The sequence below is a fragment of the Bradyrhizobium sp. 153 genome (assembly GCF_023073835.1).
Lineage (GTDB): Bacteria > Pseudomonadota > Alphaproteobacteria > Rhizobiales > Xanthobacteraceae > Bradyrhizobium.
In genome coordinates, this window is sequence record NZ_JADPKH010000086.1 from 61,509 (window position 1) to 81,611 (window position 20,103).

Annotated in this window: 21 protein-coding genes and 1 tRNA gene; 14 read left to right on the plus strand and 8 right to left on the minus strand. The window is 63.8% G+C overall.

Annotation, left to right across the window (positions count from 1 at the left end; all coding sequences use genetic code 11):
* Window positions 1-21: 21 nt before the first annotated feature.
* The gene (locus IVA91_RS23445; protein ID WP_247280005.1) at window positions 22-1,065 is read right to left on the minus strand and encodes a polysaccharide deacetylase family protein; all 1,044 of its coding nucleotides are present in this window, start codon (window positions 1,063-1,065) and stop codon (window positions 22-24) included.
* A 253-nt stretch (window positions 1,066-1,318) separates the two neighbouring features.
* Here IVA91_RS23445 and IVA91_RS23450 point away from each other — a divergent pair, with 253 nt between their 5' ends.
* On the plus strand, window positions 1,319-1,612 hold the full coding sequence (locus IVA91_RS23450; RefSeq protein WP_247280006.1) for a hypothetical protein: 294 nt from the start codon (window positions 1,319-1,321) through the stop codon (window positions 1,610-1,612).
* Between the two features lie 165 nt (window positions 1,613-1,777).
* Complete coding sequence (locus IVA91_RS23455; protein WP_247280007.1) at window positions 1,778-1,993, plus strand: cysteine rich repeat-containing protein; 216 nt, start codon at window positions 1,778-1,780, stop codon at window positions 1,991-1,993.
* Between the two features lie 55 nt (window positions 1,994-2,048).
* On the opposite strand, the gene IVA91_RS23460 is transcribed toward IVA91_RS23455, so the two are convergent.
* On the minus strand, window positions 2,049-3,737 hold the full coding sequence (locus IVA91_RS23460) for an MFS transporter (protein WP_247280008.1): 1,689 nt from the start codon (window positions 3,735-3,737) through the stop codon (window positions 2,049-2,051).
* A 134-nt stretch (window positions 3,738-3,871) separates the two neighbouring features.
* Here IVA91_RS23460 and IVA91_RS23465 point away from each other — a divergent pair, with 134 nt between their 5' ends.
* The 7 genes from IVA91_RS23465 to IVA91_RS23495 all read left to right on the plus strand — a co-directional run bounded on the left by IVA91_RS23465 (window position 3,872) and on the right by IVA91_RS23495 (window position 11,648).
* A complete protein-coding gene (locus IVA91_RS23465) occupies window positions 3,872-5,245 on the plus strand; it encodes a hydrolase (RefSeq protein WP_247450896.1) in 1,374 nt (457 codons plus the stop codon).
* Window positions 5,246-5,279: 34 nt separating this feature from the next.
* Window positions 5,280-6,647 (plus strand): cytochrome P450, encoded by a 1,368-nt coding sequence (locus IVA91_RS23470; RefSeq protein WP_247280010.1) that lies wholly within the window; start codon window positions 5,280-5,282, stop codon window positions 6,645-6,647.
* Between the two features lie 50 nt (window positions 6,648-6,697).
* The gene (locus tag IVA91_RS23475; RefSeq protein WP_247280011.1) at window positions 6,698-8,107 is read left to right on the plus strand and encodes an adenylate/guanylate cyclase domain-containing protein; all 1,410 of its coding nucleotides are present in this window, start codon (window positions 6,698-6,700) and stop codon (window positions 8,105-8,107) included.
* Between the two features lie 219 nt (window positions 8,108-8,326).
* Window positions 8,327-8,833, plus strand: coding sequence for a TerB family tellurite resistance protein (locus tag IVA91_RS23480; RefSeq protein WP_247280012.1), 507 nt, complete (start codon window positions 8,327-8,329; stop codon window positions 8,831-8,833).
* 202 nt (window positions 8,834-9,035) lie between these two features.
* The gene (locus IVA91_RS23485; RefSeq protein ID WP_247280013.1) at window positions 9,036-9,815 is read left to right on the plus strand and encodes an SDR family oxidoreductase; all 780 of its coding nucleotides are present in this window, start codon (window positions 9,036-9,038) and stop codon (window positions 9,813-9,815) included.
* A gap of 125 nt (window positions 9,816-9,940) precedes the next feature.
* Window positions 9,941-10,741, plus strand: a complete 801-nt coding sequence (locus tag IVA91_RS23490) for a glutamine amidotransferase (protein ID WP_247280014.1) — start codon at window positions 9,941-9,943, stop codon at window positions 10,739-10,741.
* A 94-nt stretch (window positions 10,742-10,835) separates the two neighbouring features.
* Complete coding sequence (locus tag IVA91_RS23495) at window positions 10,836-11,648, plus strand: enoyl-CoA hydratase (protein ID WP_247280015.1); 813 nt, start codon at window positions 10,836-10,838, stop codon at window positions 11,646-11,648.
* Window positions 11,649-11,759: 111 nt separating this feature from the next.
* Here IVA91_RS23495 and IVA91_RS23500 read toward each other — a convergent pair.
* A tRNA-Ala gene (locus IVA91_RS23500) sits at window positions 11,760-11,835 on the minus strand.
* A 187-nt stretch (window positions 11,836-12,022) separates the two neighbouring features.
* Between IVA91_RS23500 and IVA91_RS23505 the strand changes: the two genes are divergently transcribed.
* From IVA91_RS23505 to folD, 3 genes are read left to right on the plus strand one after another with little or no spacing between them, the layout of a single operon-like run.
* Window positions 12,023-12,313 (plus strand): YggT family protein, encoded by a 291-nt coding sequence (locus IVA91_RS23505; protein ID WP_008539240.1) that lies wholly within the window; start codon window positions 12,023-12,025, stop codon window positions 12,311-12,313.
* A gap of 15 nt (window positions 12,314-12,328) precedes the next feature.
* On the plus strand, window positions 12,329-12,670 hold the full coding sequence (locus tag IVA91_RS23510; RefSeq protein ID WP_247280016.1) for a DUF167 domain-containing protein: 342 nt from the start codon (window positions 12,329-12,331) through the stop codon (window positions 12,668-12,670).
* A 1-nt stretch (window position 12,671) separates the two neighbouring features.
* Window positions 12,672-13,556 carry a bifunctional methylenetetrahydrofolate dehydrogenase/methenyltetrahydrofolate cyclohydrolase FolD gene (gene folD / locus IVA91_RS23515; protein ID WP_247280017.1) on the plus strand — a complete coding sequence of 295 codons (885 nt, stop codon included), beginning with the start codon at window positions 12,672-12,674 and terminating at the stop codon, window positions 13,554-13,556.
* Window positions 13,557-13,661: 105 nt separating this feature from the next.
* On the opposite strand, the gene ppa is transcribed toward folD, so the two are convergent.
* The 3 genes from ppa to IVA91_RS23530 form a co-directional block, all read right to left on the minus strand.
* The gene (gene ppa / locus IVA91_RS23520) at window positions 13,662-14,198 is read right to left on the minus strand and encodes an inorganic diphosphatase (protein WP_158668697.1); all 537 of its coding nucleotides are present in this window, start codon (window positions 14,196-14,198) and stop codon (window positions 13,662-13,664) included.
* Window positions 14,199-14,375: 177 nt separating this feature from the next.
* Window positions 14,376-14,885 (minus strand): GNAT family N-acetyltransferase, encoded by a 510-nt coding sequence (locus IVA91_RS23525; RefSeq protein WP_008136728.1) that lies wholly within the window; start codon window positions 14,883-14,885, stop codon window positions 14,376-14,378.
* 49 nt (window positions 14,886-14,934) lie between these two features.
* Window positions 14,935-15,249, minus strand: coding sequence for a hypothetical protein (locus tag IVA91_RS23530; protein ID WP_247280018.1), 315 nt, complete (start codon window positions 15,247-15,249; stop codon window positions 14,935-14,937).
* A gap of 3 nt (window positions 15,250-15,252) precedes the next feature.
* On the opposite strand from IVA91_RS23530, the gene IVA91_RS23535 reads away from it, so the two are divergent.
* The gene (locus IVA91_RS23535) at window positions 15,253-16,164 is read left to right on the plus strand and encodes an alpha/beta fold hydrolase (RefSeq protein WP_247450901.1); all 912 of its coding nucleotides are present in this window, start codon (window positions 15,253-15,255) and stop codon (window positions 16,162-16,164) included.
* Window positions 16,164-16,562: a DCC1-like thiol-disulfide oxidoreductase family protein gene (locus IVA91_RS23540; protein WP_247280020.1), complete on the plus strand. Its 399-nt coding sequence runs from the start codon at window positions 16,164-16,166 to the stop codon at window positions 16,560-16,562. The genes IVA91_RS23535 and IVA91_RS23540 overlap by 1 nt, the downstream gene beginning before the upstream one ends.
* A gap of 109 nt (window positions 16,563-16,671) precedes the next feature.
* On the opposite strand, the gene IVA91_RS23545 is transcribed toward IVA91_RS23540, so the two are convergent.
* Complete coding sequence (locus IVA91_RS23545; protein WP_247280021.1) at window positions 16,672-17,919, minus strand: NAD(P)/FAD-dependent oxidoreductase; 1,248 nt, start codon at window positions 17,917-17,919, stop codon at window positions 16,672-16,674.
* 202 nt (window positions 17,920-18,121) lie between these two features.
* Window positions 18,122-19,948 carry a translational GTPase TypA gene (gene typA / locus IVA91_RS23550; RefSeq protein ID WP_247280022.1) on the minus strand — a complete coding sequence of 609 codons (1,827 nt, stop codon included), beginning with the start codon at window positions 19,946-19,948 and terminating at the stop codon, window positions 18,122-18,124.
* Window positions 19,949-20,103: the final 155 nt, after the last annotated feature.

Below are 20,103 nucleotides of genomic sequence, written 5' to 3' on the forward strand. Positions count from 1 at the left end.
ATATTGAAGCGGTGATCGCGCTTACTGCGAAACCGTCTGCACCACACTTGCGATCGGACGGGCGCTCGAGGTCGGCACCTTCAAGTCCTTCAGCAATGCCTCGTCATATTCCGGCAGCGTCTGAATGGTCGTCTTGGCCTTCATTTGCACGATCTTGTAGCCGCCGGCCTTGAGCCGCGCGAGCAGCGCCGGCATGGCTTCGCCGGTGTGCTTCTGGAAATCGTGCATCAGGATGATGCCCTTGCCGAGCTTGTCCAGCCTGGTCATCACGGTCTCGACGATCTTCTCCGGCGTGGCGCCCTTCCTGAAGTCGAAGGAGTCGATGTCGGTCGAGAACATCGCGACGTTGCGGGTGCCGAAATAGGTCACCATCGCGGGATTGTGCTGAAGCTGCGGGAAGCGGAAGAACGGCGCCGGATTGGTGCCGAGCGCGAATCTCACGGCGCTGAAGCCCTTCTCGACCTCGTCCTTGACCTGCTGCTCCGTCATCTTCTTGCTGTTGAGGTTGACATGCGACCAGGTGTGCGTGCCGACCGTGTGGCCCTGGGCCAGCACCTGGCGCAGGATCTCCGGATGATAGGTTGCGTGCTTGCCGACCGAGAAAAACAGGCCCTTGGTGCATTCATCCGCGAGCGCCTTGAGTACGGCGGGCGTATTGACCGGCCACGGACCATCGTCGAAGGTCAGCACGACCTCCTTCTCGGTGAGAAAGTCGAACTGCTTGAAGTGCTCGAAGCCGAAGCCGGGACCGCCTGTGGTGTCGATCTCGACCACGCGGGCAACGCCCAGCGCGTTCGGATTGGCGCAGGCCTGTTTCTGCTGCACCGGCATGGCCGGGGCGGGCGCCGCGGCAGCTGCCGCCGGCTTGGCCGCGATCGCCGCGGTGGTCTCGACGTCATCCTTGGCGGCGAGCTTCGCCGGTGCCGGCAATGGATCGGCGGCACGGGCGGCAACTGTCTTGGGGGCGCCCTGATCGGCGCGCGCGGAATAATAAAACCAACCGCCGGCGGCGATCACGACCGCCGCAACTACACTGGCCAGCATCAGGCCCAACGCATTACGCATCGCTATTCTTTCCAATTACGCAACCAAACCGGCGGAATTTCCCGCGCGACGAGCCATTAATGCGAAGGAACAGTTAACGTGACACCAACGCGACGCCGGTCGCGTAGGAATTTCAGCGAAGTGCGCCAAAGTGACTGAGGTCACAGAGGCTGTGCCTCCCGTGACCATCATCACAGTGGAAACGGTTTGGCCGGAGCATCGTAGTTCCCATCAACAACCGGCGCCGTTCCGACGGTGCCAATGGGAGCTTCAAATGACCAAGTCGTTTTCCAGCAAGATCCGCGACACCAGTCTGGCCCTGGGCTTTGCCGCCATCGTGTCGACCGTCTCGACGACCTCGGGCTTCGCCTTCTCGGCCGAAGCGCAGCAGATGTGCACCGGCGATGCCTTCCGACTCTGCTCCGCGGACATTCCCAACATCCCGAAGATCACGGCGTGCATGATCAAGCATCGTTCTGACTTAACCGCCGGCTGCCGCGCGGTGATGGACAAGGACCTCGCCAAGGGCGCGTCGCGCAAGGTCGCTGACGCGCAGGACAAGCAGTAAGCAACACGGCGATCGTTGCGTCGGATAGCTCCCCTCGCGATGTACCCCGGGGTCAAGCCGGCGCCATGCGGTGGCACGTTGCAGCCAGTCAACAAAGCCGTTGCGGCCTTAGGACCATCGCACTAGCTTCGCCCGCACATTCTTTGCGGTAGAAGGCATTACGCGATGGCTAGATTTCTTTTCGTTATTTCTTTGCTCCTGTGCGCATCGGCCGCGTCCGCGCAGCAGCAGCCCGGCCACGATGCCTGCGCGCGTGATGTCAGTCGCTTCTGCCGCGCCGTGATGAACAATGGCGACGGCGCTGTGCTCGCCTGCCTGAAGCAGAACCGCACCCGGCTGAGCAAAGGCTGCGACAAGGTGCTGACGGATCACGGGCAGTAACCTGTCATTCCGGCCTCGCGCCTGACGGCGCGCTGCGGAATGACGAACGTGAGGCTTACGTGCTGCTCCCCGCCGCGGTCGCGACCACCGGCAGCACTTCGCTATTGGCGCGGTCCGGCGTGTCCTCCTTCCAGCGCACCGAGCCGAACGGACGCTCCAGCATGCGCCGGATCCGCACCGGCTCGGGGCCGATGTGGAAGGCCATGGCTTCCTGATGCAGAGCGCGTTCGGACTGAGTCGAACGGTTGCGCTGGCGTAAATAGTCAAGCCACGTCGGACAATGATAGCGCTCGGTCCACAATTCCGGATCGGCGATGTCGCGTGCGATCGACCAGCCATAGGCGCCGTTCCGCTGCCGGGAGAGCTGTACGTCCTGCATCACATTGTGGAAGGCGCGGGCATTCTCTTGGCTTACGCGGTATTCGATCTCAACCACCAGAGGCCCGCTGCGGCCGGTCAGCGACAGCTTCACCTCAGGATCGGCCAACACCTCGGCATCCTCATTGCGCGCGCCGACGCGCGGCATCGCTAGCCAGACGCCGAGCAGCGGCGAGATCAGCATCAGGCCGGCCGCGACCAGGAGTGCGACCTCGACCCCGGCATAGTCGGTGAGATGGCCCCAGCCCCAGGCGCCGATCGCGATGCCACCCGAGATCGAGGCCTGGAACGCCGCGAGCGAGCGGCCCGCGACCCAGCGCGGCGCCGAGAGCTGCACGCCGATATTGAACAGCGCGATCGCGGCCATCCAGACCGCGCCGGCCAGCACCAGCGCAGTTGCCGTCAGCACCGGCTCCGTGCTCAAGCCGACCGCGGCCATCGCAAACGCCATCGAGATGGTGCAGGCGCGGATCGCGGCTTCGCCGCTCATGCGCTTGCGCAATTCATGGATGTTGAGCGCGCCGATCACGGCCCCCATGCCGAAGGCGCCGAGCATGATGCCGTAGGTCTGCGCGCCGCCATGCAAGAGGTCGCGCGCGACCAGCGGCATCAGCGCCATCACGGCCCCGCCGATCAGGCCCATCACCAGCGTGCGCAACAGCACGATCTTGATCGGCGGCGAATTGGTGATGTACCGGAAGCCCGAGACCATCGCGCGGTTGAGCTTCTCTCGTGGCAGGCGCGAGGGTTCGGTGTTGCGGCGCCAGAGCAGCAGGACCACCAGCAGCGGCAGATAGAGAATCGCGTTGCAAGCGAACGCCGCCACCGCGCCGAGCGCAGCGACGATCACGCCGCCAACCGCGGGACCGAAGCTGCGCGCGATGTTGTAGCTGATGCCGTTGAGCGCGACGGCCGAGGGCAGTGCGTCGGGCGGCACCTGTTCGCTCACCGAGGACTGCCAGGCGGGGCCGAACAGCGCATTGCCGCTGCCGACGACGAAGCAAAAAGCGAGCAGCAATTCGGGAGTGATCAGATTAAGGCCGGCCAGCACGGTGAGCGCGCTCGCGCCGACCAGCGCGATCGACAGCGAGACCAGGGTGACGATGCGTCGATCATACATGTCTGCGATGGCGCCCGCCGGCATCGAGATCAGCATGATCGGCAACATCAGCGCGGTTTGCACCAGCGCCACCTTATCGGCCGAGGCCGCCATCTGCGTCATCGCCCAGGCGGCACCAACGCCTTGGATCAGGAGGCCGAGATTGGAGAGCAGGCTGGCAAGCCAGATGCGCCGGAATACGGTGTACCGCAGCGGCGCGGTGATGCCGTCGGCGACAATTTTCTGGCGGTTCCTCTGCTCGGTCATATCCCTTCCAAACGGTCTGGCAGAAATGGTCCTGGCGATTCCGGCAAATTCAGTGATGCCTGCGAAAGTCCTTCGCTGTCCAGTGATTAGGCCAGTATAAGCGGTGCAAAGAGGCGTTTGCCGGGGAGGAACAGATGAAGCTGTCGCGACGGACGATCCTGCAAGGGGTCAGCAGCTTGCCTTTCGCAGTTGCGAGCTTGCCGGCAGGCGCGATGGCCCAAACCGCACCGGCCGCCACGCCAAGCACTGAGCTGCCGCCGATCCTGTTCGTCCACGGCAACGGCGACTACGACGCGCTCTGGATGACGACCTTGTGGCGGATGGAATCGAACGGCGTCGCACGCGATCGCATGGCGGCGATCAATTTCACCGATCCGCTTGCGCGCAGCGACGACAAGGTCGAGCAGGCGAACCGGTCATCGACAGAAGACCAGCGCCGCGAGCTCACCGCCGCCATCGCTGACCTGAAGCGCCGTACCGGCGCGTCGCGCTTGGCGCTGGTCGGCAGCTCCCGAGGTGGCTATGCGATCCGTAACGTCATCAAAAATGGCGGTGCCGGCGATGTCAGCCACGCCGTGTTGTGCGGCACGCCCAATCACGGCGTGTTCGCGACCGACGACCAGCCCAACAACGAGTTCAATGGCCGCGGTGCATTCCTGCGCGGCTTGAACGACGGCGAGAGCGAGGTGACGGCGGGCACAGCTTTTCTCACCTTGCGCAGTGACGGCCTGGACAAATATGCACAAGCCGACGGCCGTTTCATCGGAAAGCCCGGCGTCCCGACCGGTATTACCGCGGAGGGGCCGGAGCTGAAGGGGGCCACCAACCTCGTACTCGGTGCGCTCGATCATCGCGAGGTGGCGTTTCATCCGCGCGCATTTCGCGAGATCTACAAGTTCGTCGCCGGGCGCGAGCCGATGCGCATCGCGATTGTGCCGGAGCCAAGCGTGAAGTTGAGCGGTTTGGTCACGGGCACGCCGGGCGGCGTGCCGACCAACCGTCCGGCGGCCGGCGCAACCGTCGACGTCTTCCGCGTCGATCCCGAAACGGGAGAGCGCAAGGGCGTTGCGCTGCACAGCTCAAAGACCGGTGCCGATGGCCGCTGGGGACCGGTGCAGATCGATCCTACCTGGTCGCTCGAATTCGTCCTGGTATCTCCCGACACGCCGACGACGCACATCTACCGCTCGCCATTCCCGCGCTCGTCGGACGTCGTGCACCTGCGGCCTGCGCGCCCGCTCGGGCCGGCTGACAAGGACGCAGGAGCTGTCGTGATCATGTCTCGGCCGCGCGGCTATTTCGGCCTGCCGCGGGACGTGGTGCTGCTCGACGGCAAGGAGCCGGCCGACGTCAAACCGGGCGTGCCCACGGATGCGGCAGCAACCCTGCGGCTTCCGGCCAGCGAGGTCGGGCGTAACATCGTGGCCCAGTTTGGCGAAGAACGGATTGTGGCACGCGCCTGGCCCGCCTCTGAGAGCAGGATTGCGATTGCCGAGCTGACTTATTAGCTGTTTGCTTGCGTCACTTCCGCCGGAGAGAGCCATGAACATCGCCAGCGTGCATCGGCCCATCATCCCTCCGACCCCGCCGCGTGCGCCGGACGACATGTCGTTCTTTGGCAAGCTCGCGGTGATCCGCCAGAACATGATCGCGACCTGGGGGCAGCGCGCCTATGAGGAAGACGTCATCCCGGGCCGCTTTTTTTTCCGCAACAGTTTCATCCTGAACCAGCCGGACGCGATCCGGCACGTCCTGCTCAGCAATTACGAGAACTATACGCGCACGCCGGCGGGCATCCGCATGCTGCGCCCGGTGCTCGGTGACGGCCTCCTGATTGCGGAAGGTCATTCCTGGACCTTTCAGCGCCGCACGCTGGCCCCGGCCTTCACGCCGCGCGCTACCGCAAATCTCGTCCCGCACATGACCGCGGTGCTCGACGAAGCGATTGCGAAGCTCGACGCGCGAACCGGCGAGCCCGTCGATCTGCGCGAGGTCATGCAGCGCATGACGCTCGAGATCGCCGGGCGCACGATGTTCTCGTTCGGCATGGACCGCCATGGCGCGACCTTGCGCAATTTCATCATGGAATATGCCGCGCGGCTGGGACGGCCCTATTTCCTCGACATGGTGCTGCCGGTGTCCTGGCCGAGTCCGATGGATCTTGCACGGGCGCGCTTTCGCAAGCGCTGGACCGAATTCGTTGCCATGCTGGTCGCCGAACGGCGCGCGGCGGGCAAGAAGGACGGCGCGCCGCCGCGTGACCTGTTCGACCTCATGGACGAGGCCCGCGATCCTGAAACGGGCAAGGGCTTTTCCGACGAACAGCTCGTCGACGAGGTCGCAACCATGATCCTGGCGGGTCACGAGACTACGGCGACGGCGCTGTTCTGGGCGCTCTATCTGCTGTCGCTCGACCCTGACACGCAGGAGGAGGTCGCCTCCGAGACCTGCGGCGAACATCTCGACAGCATGGCCGACATCGAGCGGCAGAAATTCACCCGTGCCGTGATCGAGGAGACCATGCGGCTCTATCCGCCCGCCTTCCTGGTCGCGCGTGCCGCGCGCGAGAAGGACAACGCGGCCGGCATCGAGATCGGCAAGGGCGACATCATCATGATCGCGCCGTGGCTTTTGCACCGGCACGAGAAACTGTGGGATCAGCCGAACGCGTTCATTCCAAAGCGCTTCATGGCGAAAGAGCCGCCTGATCGCTTCGCATATCTGCCGTTCGGCGCCGGCCCCCGCGTCTGCATCGGCGCGCCGTTTGCGCAAGCCGAATCGGTGCTGGCGCTGGCCCGGCTGATCGGCGCGTTCCGCGTCGAGCTTGCCGATACCGTTCCCGTGATTCCGCATGGCGTCGTCACGACGCAGCCGGACCACTCACCCATGTTCCGCATCACGCGTCGGTAACGGATGCTCGTCTGGCCGATGGCGTGATCCACCTTAGACAGAGCCCCGCCATGAGCGACATCCAGGCCCAGTTTTCCGTTCTGAAGCAGACCGCCGACGCCAAGGTGGTCGACGCGATTGCGCAACTGATCGCCAATGGTCAGGACCGAGACCTCAACCGCATCAACGTGCTGGATTTTGCTGATCGTGCCGGGCTCGATCAGGAGAAGGTCATTTCCGGATTTCTGCACGCATCGCGGCTAGGCCTGTTCGACATGAGCTGGAACGTGCTGTGTCCCGGCTGCGGAGGAGTTCTGGGTGCGCATACGACGTTGAAATCCCTGAAGCATGAAGACTACAACTGCGCGCTCTGTGCAGCTGGGTACGAGGCGTCAGTCGATGAGATGGTCGAGGTGGCTTTTACCGTCAGTCCGCGTGTCCGCCGGATCGGTGCTCACGATCCCGACACGTTGCCGATCTGGGAATATGTGCGGCAGATGTTCTGGAGCTCCGGCGTCGACATCAACGATGAATCGTTCTCGCGCCTGATCAACGAAGTGACGCTGGAAGCGCTCGAATTGCCTGCCGGCGAAAAGGCGATCCTCTCGCTGAAGCTTCCCAACCAGTTCGTCATCGTCTTCGAGCCGGTCACGCATTCCGCCCATTTCCTGGATGTTCAGGGTGAGCCGACGAGCGAACGTCAGCAGCTTTCGATTATGTTCAACAAATTAGAGGCGCCTACGGGGACCACTGTGATGCGCCCTGGACCGTTGCGCCTCACGCTCGAGAATCAATCAGGCAATCGCGTGTTGCCCTCGGTGTGGATTGCCGCCGACGCGTTGCATGAGATGATCGGCAAGCGCAAGCCCATTCTGACGGCCAAGCGGATGCTGTCCAATCAGACGTTCCGCGACGTCTTCAAGGCCGACAACCTCAATGTCGACCAGCGATTGAAGATCACGTCGCTGACCTTCCTGTTCACTGACCTGAAGGGGTCGACGGCGCTGTACGAGCGAGTCGGTGATCTCAGTGCTTTTGACCTCGTGCGCGCGCATTTTCGTGCGCTGCTGGAGATCATTGCCGCCGAGAAGGGGGCGGTTGTGAAGACAATCGGCGACGCTGTCATGGCGACCTTCGTCAGACCTGAGCACGCAATTACCGCGGGGCTGCGCATGCGCGCAGCCATGGATGAATTGAACAAGGAGCGCGGCGCCAACGATCTCATTCTCAAGATCGGTATTCATGAGGGGCCTTGCCTCGCGGTGATGCTCAACGAGCGCCAGGATTATTTCGGTCAGACCGTCAACATCGCCGCGCGCGTGCAGAGCCTGTCGACCGCGCAAGAGATCCACATCACCGGCCCAGTCCTCGATGTGCCGGCGGTTGCCGAAATCCTTCAGCAGCGCGAGATCAAGCCAATCCAGAAGCAGGCGGCTCTGCGCGGCATTGCCGACAAGATGGTGGTGTACGAGATACCGTAAGGGATGCGTCCGACATGCGCTCCGTCGCATTGACGGCGTGGCGGCGGATGCGCGCTACATCCTCCAGCGTCGATCGGACCGGACATAACGCCAACCGGCAGATTGCCGAAACGTAATGCGGCGCGCGGAACTGACGCACATTGCGCCGGTTGAATTTGCGCCTCATATAATGCTGGTAGCATCCGCCTCTCGCGGCTTCATCGATCTCGGTAGGACTTTATGCTCGACGGCCTGCGCCAATTCATCGCCGACATTGTTGCTCCCCACGACCAGACTCGCGCATTCGGCGACAGCGACTATCGGCTGGCGGCCACGGCGCTGCTGATTCACGTGGTCTCGCTGGACGGTCAGCCGAGCGCAGCCGAGCAACGTAAACTGCATAGCCTGATCGAAAGCCACTTTGGGCTGGATCGCGGCACTGCGGACCGGCTGATCGCCGACGCCACCGAGGTCGAGGGCGAGGCGGTCGATCTCTATCATTTCACCAGCGTGATCATGCGCTCGCTCGACGAAGAGGGTCGCAAGCGCATTGTGCGGATGATGTGGGAACTGGTCTATGCAGACGGCCAGGTCAGCGAGTTCGAGGACAACGTCGTCTGGCGCGCCTCTGATCTGCTCGGGATTTCGCAGCGCGACCGGATCGACCTGAAGCACGCGGTCGCGGACCGAGCCGGTGGTCAGGTCAAGGACAGCGCGGTCGCGGCTGACGGCTCTGGCCTCGACTGATGGCGGCCTGCGCGGAGACATGACGAAACTTTAATTTATCCGCCGCCTGCGCCGAATTCGCCTGCAAATCAAAGGTTTTTCAAGGCGGCTTGTCGTTCTGCTCAAGCGGCCATGCTGGCAGCGCAGCTTGCATGTCGCGCGTGGCCTATGCTCTCGTTCCACCATTGCGGGGCCAAAAACTTGAATTCAAGAGACTTCGATCGTGACTGAGCGGGTGACGCTGATTACCGGTGCCTCGGCGGGTATCGGCATGGAGCTGGCGCGCGTGTTTGCCGCCAACGGGCATCGCCTCGCATTGACCGGGCGACGGGCGGGCCGGTTGGAAGCGCTTGCCGCGGAGCTGGCCGCCAAGGGCGGCAAGAAACCGATCGTGATCGCCTGCGATCTCGAGGAAGCGGATGCCGGCGACAAGATCGCGGCAGCGCTTGCCGCCGAAGGTGTCGAACTCGATCATCTCGTCAACAATGCCGGTTTCGGCGTGTTCGGTGATGCGATCGAGCGCGATCGCGTCGAGCAGCTCGGCATCGTCGATGTCAATGTCCGGGCCCTGACGGATCTGTCGCTGCGCTTTGCCGATCAGCTCATCAAGAACAGGGGCGGTCTTCTCAATGTCGGATCTGTCGCCGGCTTTCTGCCTGGCCCCGGCATGGCCGTCTACTACGCCTCAAAGGCCTATGTCATCTCCTTCACCGAAGCGCTGCGGGCGGAGCTTGCACCGCGCGGCGTCCGCGTCACCGTGCTTTGCCCGGGCCCGGTGCCAACCGAATTCCAGGCTCGCGCCGGAGTCGGATCCCAACATGATACGGCGGTTCTCAACGTCTCTGCCGCCGAGGTGGCCCGCGATGCGTATCGCGGTCTGATGGCCAACAAACGGGCAGTGCTGCCTGGTCTGGGCATCAAGATTGTGCCGTTGGCGCTGCGTTTCTTCCCGCGCGGCTTCATCTTGGCCGCGACCAGCCGATTCCAGAGGCGCAGATCCTAGAGAAGGCCTGAGGCGTCCGTAGTGGCCCGGAGCTTGCTTTGATCTCGGTGTGTGCGCGAACTCACACGATGTTAACCATCGCTTAGCTATGCTGGCGGTCTGAACCGATAGCACTCGCAGAGGCCATGTCGTTCCGGACGGACAGGTTTCGTCGCGCAGAATTGGTGCCCCTCCGAACGAGGACGCCTGGCGCGGCCGCCTTCGTCTCCGAAGCCCGGCTCCCGGTTCTGATCGTCCTGCATCAGGAATCCTCGACCCCCGGCCGAATCGGCAATGCCCTGCGCGCGCTCGGCCATCGTCTCGACATCCGGCGACCGCGCTTCGGCGATGCCCTGCCCGAGACGCTCGATCAGCATGCCGGCGTCGTGATCTTCGGCGGCCCCATGAGCGTCAACGATCCCGATGACTACATCCGCCGCGAGATCGACTGGATCGAAATTCCGCTCCGCGAGCAGCGGCCGTTCCTCGGCGTCTGCTTAGGTGCACAGATGCTGGCGATGCAGCTCGGGGCCCACGTCGCGCCTCATGCGGAGGCGCTGGCCCAGATCGGGTACTACCCGATCAGGCCCACTGCCGCGGGACATGCGCTCTGCCCGCACTGGCCGGGGCAAGTCTACCACTGGCATCGCGAAGGATTTGATCTTCCGGTCAGCGCCGAGCTGCTCGCCGAGGGCGATGATTTTCCGGTGCAGGCGTTCCGTACGGGCAATGCCTTCGGTGTGCAGTTTCATCCAGACGTGACCTACGCGATGATGTGTCGCTGGACCACGCGCGGCTATGATGGCTTCAGCGCGCCGGGTGCGCGGCAGCGGCATCATCATTTTGCAGATCGTGCCGTCTACGACGCCGCGGAACGCGCCTGGCTCGATCACTTCATCGATGGCTGGCTGGCGCGCCGGCCGGCGCTTGCGCAAGCCGCCGAGTGATCGCGCCTTCGCCCGAAGCCCTTGCCTCTCCCCTGAATATGCTAGGCTCTCTGTCAACGAGCGCACACGAACGCGCCGGCAAAGGGAGAGCGCCATGGCCTACGAGCACATTCTCTATGAAGTGAGCGACAAGATCGCAACCATCACGCTCAATCGCCCGGATCGCATGAACGCTTGGACGCCGATCATGGAGCGCGACGTGCGTCACGCGATGGAAGCGTCAAGCATCGACGACAAGGTCCGCGTCATCGTGCTCACTGGTGCGGGCCGCGCCTTCTGCGCCGGCGCCGACATGGATGCGCTGAAAGGGCTCGACCCCGATGACGTCAGACGCGCCTCGAACCTGCCGCCCTTTGACATGAACCGCCGGCCGGATTGGCAGACGCGCTACGGCTATTACCCATCGATCAAGAAGCCGATCATTGCCATGCTCAACGGCGCGACCGCGGGCATTGGCCTCGTCCACGCGCTCTATTGCGATCTGCGCTTTGCCGCCGACAACACGGTGTTCACGACCGCCTTCGCGCGGCGCGGTCTGATCGCCGAGCACGGCATCAGCTGGATGCTGCCGCGCATCGTCGGTCATGCCAACGCGCTGGACCTGTTGCTTTCGGCCCGGCGCGTGCCGAGCGCGGAAGCGCTGCGGATCGGGCTGGTGAACCGGATCTGCTCGCCGGAGAAACTGCGCGAGGAGACCTATGCCTATGCCCGAGACCTCGCCGATTTCGTCTCACCGAGCGCGATGGCGGTGATCAAGCGGCAGCTATACGAGGTGCCGTTCCACACGCTGGCCGAGGCGACGATCGAAGCCAACCGAGAGATGATGGTGGCGCTGAACGGCAGCGATTTCCGGGAAGGAGTCGCAAGCTTCATCGAGAAGCGGCCACCGCGGTTTACGGGGAAATAGGGGCAGGAGCTTCGAGCAGTCCATCTTCGCCCTTTGGGCTTCGCCGGACACCACGCTTCGCCCTTGCGGCCCCGACGTGGCTGCGCCACGCGGAGCCCGAAGGGCGAAGCGTGGTGGAGCCAGGCGGGATCGAACCGCCGACCTCGTCATTGCGAACGACGCGCTCTCCCAGCTGAGCTATGGCCCCTTTGCTGGCCGCTCTGGTGAATGCGGCCGACAACCGGGCGCCATTTAAGTCCCCGCCAAGGTCAAGTCAAGGACGGCTATAACCCGGTTTTAGCCATCCGGGCGCCGACTTCCCTTGTTTGGGTCGGGGGGAACCGATATCAAGCCAACGGCGTCAATCCCGACCGGAGCCAGAGTTTTCAAAAACCATGCGTGCCGTTCTCGACATCGTCATCATCGTGCTCGATCTCTACGTCTGGCTGCTGATCGCGTCCGCGATCCTGTCCTGGCTGATCGCCTTCAACGTGGTGAACACCCGCAACCAGTTCGTCTCGGCGGTGGCGGAGTTCCTGTACCGCATCACCGAGCCCTTGCTGGCACCTATTCGCAATTTCCTGCCCAGTCTCGGCGGCCTCGACATCTCGCCGATCATCCTGATCCTGCTGATCATGTTTATCGAGCGGGTGATCCTGTATTACATCTACCCGAACGTGATCTAGGCAGGCTGGAGCGCCTTGGTTGCCAAAGAACCCTGGCGTCCCTCCGGCACAGGAATCAGCATCGCGGTGCGGGTGACGCCGCGCGGCGGCCGCGACGACATCGACGGGATCGAGCAGCTCTCCGACGGCCGCAGCGTGCTCAAGGTGCGGGTACGCGCCATTGCCGATGGTGGCGAGGCCAACAAGTCGGTCTTGGTCCTGCTGGCGAAATCGCTTGGTGTGCCCAAGGCCAACGTCAGGCTTTTATCCGGGGCGAGCTCGCGGCTGAAGCAGATCGCGATCGAGGGCGATTCGGCAGGGCTCGGCGAAGCCTTGCGTCAGCTCGCTTTCGTCAAATCGATAGACCATGGGAACTGACATGACCGCTAAAATCATCGATGGAAAAGTCATTGCCGCGGAACTTCGCGGCCGCGTCGCCGAGGAGGTCGCCCGCGTCAAGCGCGAGCACAATCTGGTGCCGGGCCTTGCGGTGGTGCTGGTCGGCAACGACCCTGCCAGCGAGGTCTATGTCCGCTCCAAGCACACCCAGACGCAAGGCGCCGGCATGGCCTCGTTCGAGCACAAGCTGCCGGCCGACGTTTCGCAAGCAGACCTCTTGGCGCTCGTCGCAAAGCTCAACCGCGATCCGGCCGTGCACGGCATTCTGGTGCAACTGCCGCTGCCGAAGGGGCTGAACACCGAGGCCGTGATCAACGCCATCGATCCCGCCAAGGATGTCGATGGCCTGAATCCGAGCAATGCCGGCCGGCTCGCCGGCGGTTTTGAGGCGCTGTCGCCCTGCACGCCGCTGGGCTGCATCATCCTGACCAAAAGCGTGCACGCTTCGCTCGAAGGCATGAACGCTATCGTCATCGGCCGCTCCAACCTGGTCGGCCGTCCGCTGGTGCAGTTGCTGCTGAACGAGAACGCCACGGTCACGATCGCGCATTCGCGCTCGCGCGATCTGCCTGCCCTCGTGAAGCGCGCCGACCTCGTCTATGCCGCTGTCGGCAAGCCGGAGATGGTGCGCGGCGACTGGCTAAAGCCGGGCGCGACCGTGATCGACGTCGGCATCAACCGCATCCCCAAACAAGACGGCAAGACCCGCCTCGTCGGCGACGTTGCCTATCAGGAAGCGCTTGGGGTTGCCGGCGCGATTACGCCGGTGCCGGGCGGCGTCGGCCAGATGACGGTCGCCTGTCTGCTGGTGAATACGCTCCGTGCCGCCTGCGCGATCACAGGGCTGCCGAAGCCGGCGGTGTAGGTTGTCGTCTCCGGGGCGGCTCGAAGAGCGAACCCGGAATTTCGGGCCACACACTTCTGGATTCCGGGTTCGCTCTTCGCGCGCCCCGGAACGACGGTTATTTCGTTACTTCTTCTTTTTCTTCTCGCGCTCAATGCCTTCGAGAATCAGCTTGTGCGCGTCCTCGGGGCCGCCCCAGCGCAGGATTTTCACCCACTTGCCCTTCTCAAGATCCTTGTAGTGCTCGAAGAAGTGCTGGATCTGCTGGAGCGTGATGTCAGGCAGGTCAGAGTAGCTCTTCACCTTATCGTAGCGCTGCGTCAGCTTCGACGACGGCACCGCCAAGATCTTTTCGTCGCCGCCGGCTTCGTCTTCCATGAACAGCACGCCGACCGGCCGCACGCTCATGACGGCGCCGGGAATGATGGCGCGGGTGTTGATGATCAGGACGTCACAGGGATCGCCATCATCCGACAAGGTGTGCGGGATGAAGCCGTAGTTCCCGGGGTAACGCATCGGCGTGTAGAGGAAGCGGTCGACCACGAGCGTGCCGGCCTCCTTGTCCATCTCGTATTTGATCGGTTCGCCGCCCACGGGGACCTCGATGATGACATTGACGTCATGTGGTACGTTTTTCCCGATCGAGACCGCATCGATACGCATTCAAGGCTCCGTTGTTGCCGAGGTGACATCGCGCCCGGCAGCGATTTTGGCGCTGTCATACGCGGGCTTGGCCCGCTGATCCATCGCGTTTTTGTGAAATAATGAATCCGGCGATCACCGGCCCAAGTGGCAACGGTATCGACGGATGGAAACGCTGCCGATTCAGGTTTCAGCAGCTCAATTGGTCCAGGCGAAGGCAACCTTGTCGAGCGACTTCGGCCCGAACCGCTCCGAGGAGCGTGCCACCATGCGGCCGCCTAGGGCACGGTAGAACTCGGTGGCCGGATCGTTGTCCGACAGCGCCCACACCACCATGCTTTTCAGGCCGCTCTGCATCAGGTCGCGGCGGGCGGCGGCGAACAGGCGGCGGCCGAAGCCGAGGCCCTGGAATTCAGGACGCAGATAGAGTTCGTAGATCTCGCCGTCGAAATGCAAGCTGCGGGCACGGTTGCGGCCATAATTGGCGTAGCCTGCGATCTTGTCGCCGAACACCAGCACGCTGACGCGGCTGCCCTTGCGGATCGCACTGTCCCACCATTGCGGACCGCGGCGGTTGATCAGCTTCTCCAACTCGGCGCCGGGAATGATGCCCTGATAGGCCGAGCGCCAGGCTTCGTCATGGGTCGACGCCACCGCAGTTGCATCTGCGGCTTTGGCCGGCCGGACTTCGATCAGGGTTGTGCTCATGGACGCGATCAAACCAAGTCGCCGCGCCGGCGGCAAGACCTATCGTTAATTATCGGTTAACCTGTGGACTTTCTGCATCAGTTTTTAACCATGTTGTACCGAAAGAGGACAAGCCGCCGTTCAGAACGGGATCGGCCTGCCATGCGCCGGTGCAAAACTCGCCTGCGGCGCCTAATGAATGCGATGGCTGCGCAAAAAGTCTGGCCGGAGTGATTCGTTCCTCCTGGAGCATGATCCGGAAAAGTGTGGAGCGGTTTTCCGAAAAGATTATGCTCAAACAATAGTCTAAAGCGCGATGATCATTCGTCTTCATCTCATCGCGCTTTCGTGTGACATCGCTGTCGGTGTCCGCCTCCTCTGGCAATTCATGCGGCTCCTCATCACCCCTGCGCTTCTGTGTTTGCTGGCCGTGCTGACTGCGTCACCTCTGTGCGCTCAGACCACGTTTGGCCCCTCCGGAGAGGAGGGCGAACCGTTTCGCCGGCAACAGTGGCGCGTGCCGTCGCCGGATACCAGCATTGCCGCGCATGCGCTGCTGTTTCGCCCTGTCGGCGCCGGCCCGTTCCGGCTCGCGGTCATCGCCCACGCCTCGACGCAGAATGGCTTGCGTCGCGCGCAAATGCCGCGACCGGAATATCGCGCGCTCACGGCGTATCTCGTCGCGCACGGCTTTGCCGTGCTGGTGCCGGAACGGCTCGGTCACGGCGCGACCGGCGGCCACTATGTCGAAGACCAGGGCGGCTGCGACGAAGCGGACTACGCGCGATCGGCCCGCGCAACGGCCGACGAAATCCGGCTCGCGCTGGACTATTTGCGAAAGCAGGAATTCATTCGCAAGGACGCTGCAACGGTGATCGGCCATTCCGCCGGCGGCTGGGGCGCGCTGGCACTCGCCAGCGCCGAGCCGAAGGCGGTTTCCGTCATCATTGCATTCGCGCCAGGGCGCGGCGGCCATGCCAATGATGAGCCGAACAGGATCTGCGCGCCGCATACGCTCCTTGCGGCCGCCGCCGAATTCGGCAAGACCGCGCGCATCCCCGTCACGTGGCTCGTTGCCGCCAACGACAGTTACTTCGCTCCGGCATTTTCTCAAAGACTGGCTGAGGCGTTTGGCGGCGGTGGCGACAAGCTCGACTTTCGTATCCTGCCGGCCGTCGGCAGCGAGGGTCATTGGATGATCGAAACCGAGGCCGGCGTCAAAGCCGCAACCGGCGAGCTCGCGCGCGCGCTGAACCAGGGCAGGCCGGTGGCGGCCAAGAAGCCATGGGACAATCGCTGATGCCTGAATGGCCCGACGACGATGTGATCCTGTTCGATGGCGTGTGCATTTTCTGCTCGCGCTGGGTCCGCTTCGTCGCCGCCCGCGATACGGCGAAGCGGTTTCGCTTCACGCCGGTCCAGTCGGATTATGGGGCGCGGCTCGCGCGCACGTTCGGGATCGATCCGCACGATCCCGATACCAATGCAGTGATCCACGGCGGCGAGGTGTTCATGAAGTCCGATGCCGCGCTGACGGTGCGGTCTCAGCTCCCCGGCTGGGAATGGGTGCGCCGGCTGTTCGCCGTGCCGAGGCCGCTGCGGGATCCCGTGTACAGCCTCGTCGCACGCAGCCGCTATCGCATCTTCGGCAAGGACGATGCCTGTTTTGTGCCCGATGCCGATTACGGGCGCGGGTGATCGACTAGTATCCTCGTCATTGCGAGGAGCGAAGTCACGAAGCGATCCAGAATCTCTCCGCAGAAAGACCCTGGATGCTTCGCCGCGCTCGCAACGACGGAGCTTGCGGTCATGGCCTGCCAAGGGCCGCCAACACTTCCCTGGCCGCTCGCTCGCCGCTGTCGCGCGCGCCATGCGCTGTCGAGAAGAAATTTGGCGAGGTTGCCTCGCCCGCGAAGAACAGCCGGCCATCAACCGGCGCGGCCAGCACGGCGCGATCGCCGGCGTGACCCGGCAGCGCGTGCGAATAGGAGCCGCGGGCGAAAGGATCGTGCGCCCAGCGCGACTCGCGCAGGGATTTTAGCTTGCGGCGGATGTCGTTGCCGAGAAAGCCTGCAATCTCGTCGATGCTATGGGCGGCGAAGGCGCCCTCGCCGGCATCTTCCAATTGACGCGCAAAGCTGCCGCCGAAGAAGCCATCGATGCAGGGCTGCCCGAATGGGCGGATGTGATAGGTGCCCATCGCGGTGCGCATGGTGGCGCCGCGCAGGTTTCCCTCGGTCGGAAAGGCTTCAGCATCCGCGAGCGCCAGTGTCACCTTGTCGTTGACACCGAGCGGCAGGCCCCGTGCGGCATGGAGCTTGGCGGGAAGCGGCGGGGAAAAGCGGATCGCCTCATCGGCAATCAGATTGGTCGGGACGGTGACGATCACCTTGTTCACGGTCATCGTGCCCTGCGAGGTCTGGAGCCGGATGCGCTGACCGGAGTGATCGACCAGCGTGACGTTGCAGCTGAGCGCGACCGGACACGGCGCGCCATAGGCCGCGATCAGCGTTCCATATCCGGCTCGCACGCGCCAATTGAAATACGTGTCCTCGTAGCGCTCCATGTCGAGGATCGAGACTTGATCGAGTTCGCACCCGTTCACATAAGTCGAGACCGCGTCGATCATCGGATTCCAGCGGTTGCCAGGCTCGAGATAGCAGGAGGCCGGCGCGTCCTCGCCGCTTTCCGCGGCCTCCCAGGCGCGTTCGTAGAATTCGTCGATCGCGTCTGCGAAGGCGATGCGCTCGGCTTCCGGAAAGGCGTCGCCATAAGCGCGATCGCCCCAAGGCGGCAGATCCGTGTTGATCTCGAAGCCGAGCTGGCGGGCAATCGCAACGAAGGAATTCTTGTCGGCCGAGTGCAGCCAGCCGCAGCCGACGTCGAAGGTCACGTCAGGCGAGGCCTGCACGGTCCAGGCGCGGCCGCCGAGCCGGTTACGCGCCTCCAGCACGATCACGGAGAGGGCGGAGCCATGCAGCGCATGCGCGGCGCCAAGGCCGGCGGCACCCGCGCCGATGATCGCGACGTCGGCGGAGGAGGGAAGGGAGGTCATGGGCAGGCTCTAGCACGTTCGCCAATTGTCCTGAAGCCGGCCAGGTATGCAGCTCTCGTGTCCCGGACGCGCTGCAGCGCCTGCGCTGCTGCGCAGAACCGGGACCCAAGTCGACGGGTAAACGAAACGAGAGTGCTGGGCCCCGGCTCTGCACCGCATCGCTGGTGCGCTGCGCTGCGTCCGGGGCACGCGAGAGTGGGCTTTACGCCACCGCTTCCTTGGCCTTTTCCGCACGCTTGCGCTCGTTCGGGTCGAGATGCTTCTTACGCAGGCGGATCGACTTCGGGGTGACCTCGACGAGCTCGTCGTCCTCGATATAAGCGAGCGCCTTTTCCAGGGTCATGCGGATCGGCGGGGTCAGGCGCACCGCTTCGTCCTTGGAGGTCGTGCGGATGTTGGTGAGCTGCTTGCCCTTGAGCACGTTGATCTCGAGATCGTTGTCGCGGGTATGCTCGCCGACGATCATGCCGCGATAGACCTTCCAGCCCGGCTCGATCATCATCGGCCCGCGGTCTTCCAGCTTGAACATGGCGTAGGCGACCGCCTCGCCCTGGTCGTTGGAGATCAGGACGCCGTTGCGGCGGCCCTGGATCTCGCCCTTGTAAGGGGCATAGCCGTGGAACAGGCGGTTCATGATCGCGGTGCCGCGGGTGTCGGTCAGAAGTTCGCCCTGGTAGCCGATCAGGCCACGGGTCGGCGCGTAGAACACCAGACGCAGGCGGTTGCCGCCGGAGGGCTTCATCTCGATCAGCTCGGCCTTGCGCTCGCTCATCTTCTGCACGACGACGCCGGAATGCTCTTCGTCGACGTCAATCACGACCTCCTCGATCGGCTCCATGGTGGCACCGGTGGCTTCGTCCTTCTGGAACACGACGCGCGGGCGCGACACCGAGAGCTCAAAGCCCTCGCGGCGCATGGTCTCGATCAGGATGGCGAGCTGCAATTCGCCGCGGCCCGAGACTTCCATCGCGTCCTTGTCGGCGGCTTCGACGACGCGCAGCGCAACGTTGCCTTCGGCCTCGCGCAAGAGACGGTCGCGGATCATGCGGCTCGTCACCTTGTCGCCTTCGGTGCCGGCGAGCGGGGAGTTATTGACGATGAATGACATCGACACGGTCGGCGGGTCGATCGGCTGGGCCGGCAGCGGCACTTCCACGGTCGGATCGCAGAACGTGTCGGCGACGGTGCCCTTGGTCAGGCCCGCAATCGCAACGATGTCGCCGGCTTCGGCTTCATCGAGCGGCGTGCGCTCGAGGCCGCGGAACGCCAGGATCTTGGTGATGCGCCCGGACTCGACCAGCTTGCCGTCGGCATTGAGCACCTTGACCTGCTGGTTCGGCTTGAGCACGCCGGAGGAGATGCGGCCGGTGATGATACGGCCGAGATAGGGGTTGGCTTCCAGGATGGTGCCGATCATCTTGAACGGACCTTCCTCGACCTTCGGCGGCGCGACGTGGCGCAGGATCAGGTCGAACAACGGCTCCATGCCCTTGTCCTTCGGACCCTCCGGGCTTTCGGCCATCCAGCCCTGCTTGGCCGACCCGTAGAGGATCGGGAAGTCGAGCTGCTCCTCGCTGGCATCGAGTGCTGCGAACAGGTCGAACACCTCGTTGATGACCTCGGTCGGGCGCGCGTCGGGACGGTCGACCTTGTTGATGACGACGATCGGCTTCAGGCCGACCTTGAGTGCCTTGGACACCACGAACTTGGTCTGCGGCAGCGGGCCTTCGGCGGCGTCCACCAGCACCAGCGCGCCGTCTACCATGTTCAGGATGCGCTCGACCTCGCCGCCGAAATCGGCGTGGCCGGGGGTATCGACGATGTTGACGCGGGTGTCTTTCCACTGCACCGAGGCCGCCTTGGCCAGAATGGTGATGCCGCGCTCGCGCTCCAGATCGTTGGAGTCCATGGCGCGTTCGGTCACCTTCTGGTTCTCGCGGAACGTGCCGGACTGCTGGAGGAGGCGGTCGACCAGGGTCGTCTTGCCGTGGTCGACGTGGGCGATAATGGCAACGTTGCGGAGGTTCATGAGTGAGCTTCTTTGCGTTCGAACAATGGGTTAAGCGCGATCTCGCCGGTCGGACCGGGACCTCTTCTCGAAACAACGCTGAAAGACTGGAAACGGGCGCTCGCCGCCCAAAAGGGAAGCCCGGCCATATCAGACCGGGCGCCCTACGCGTTGCG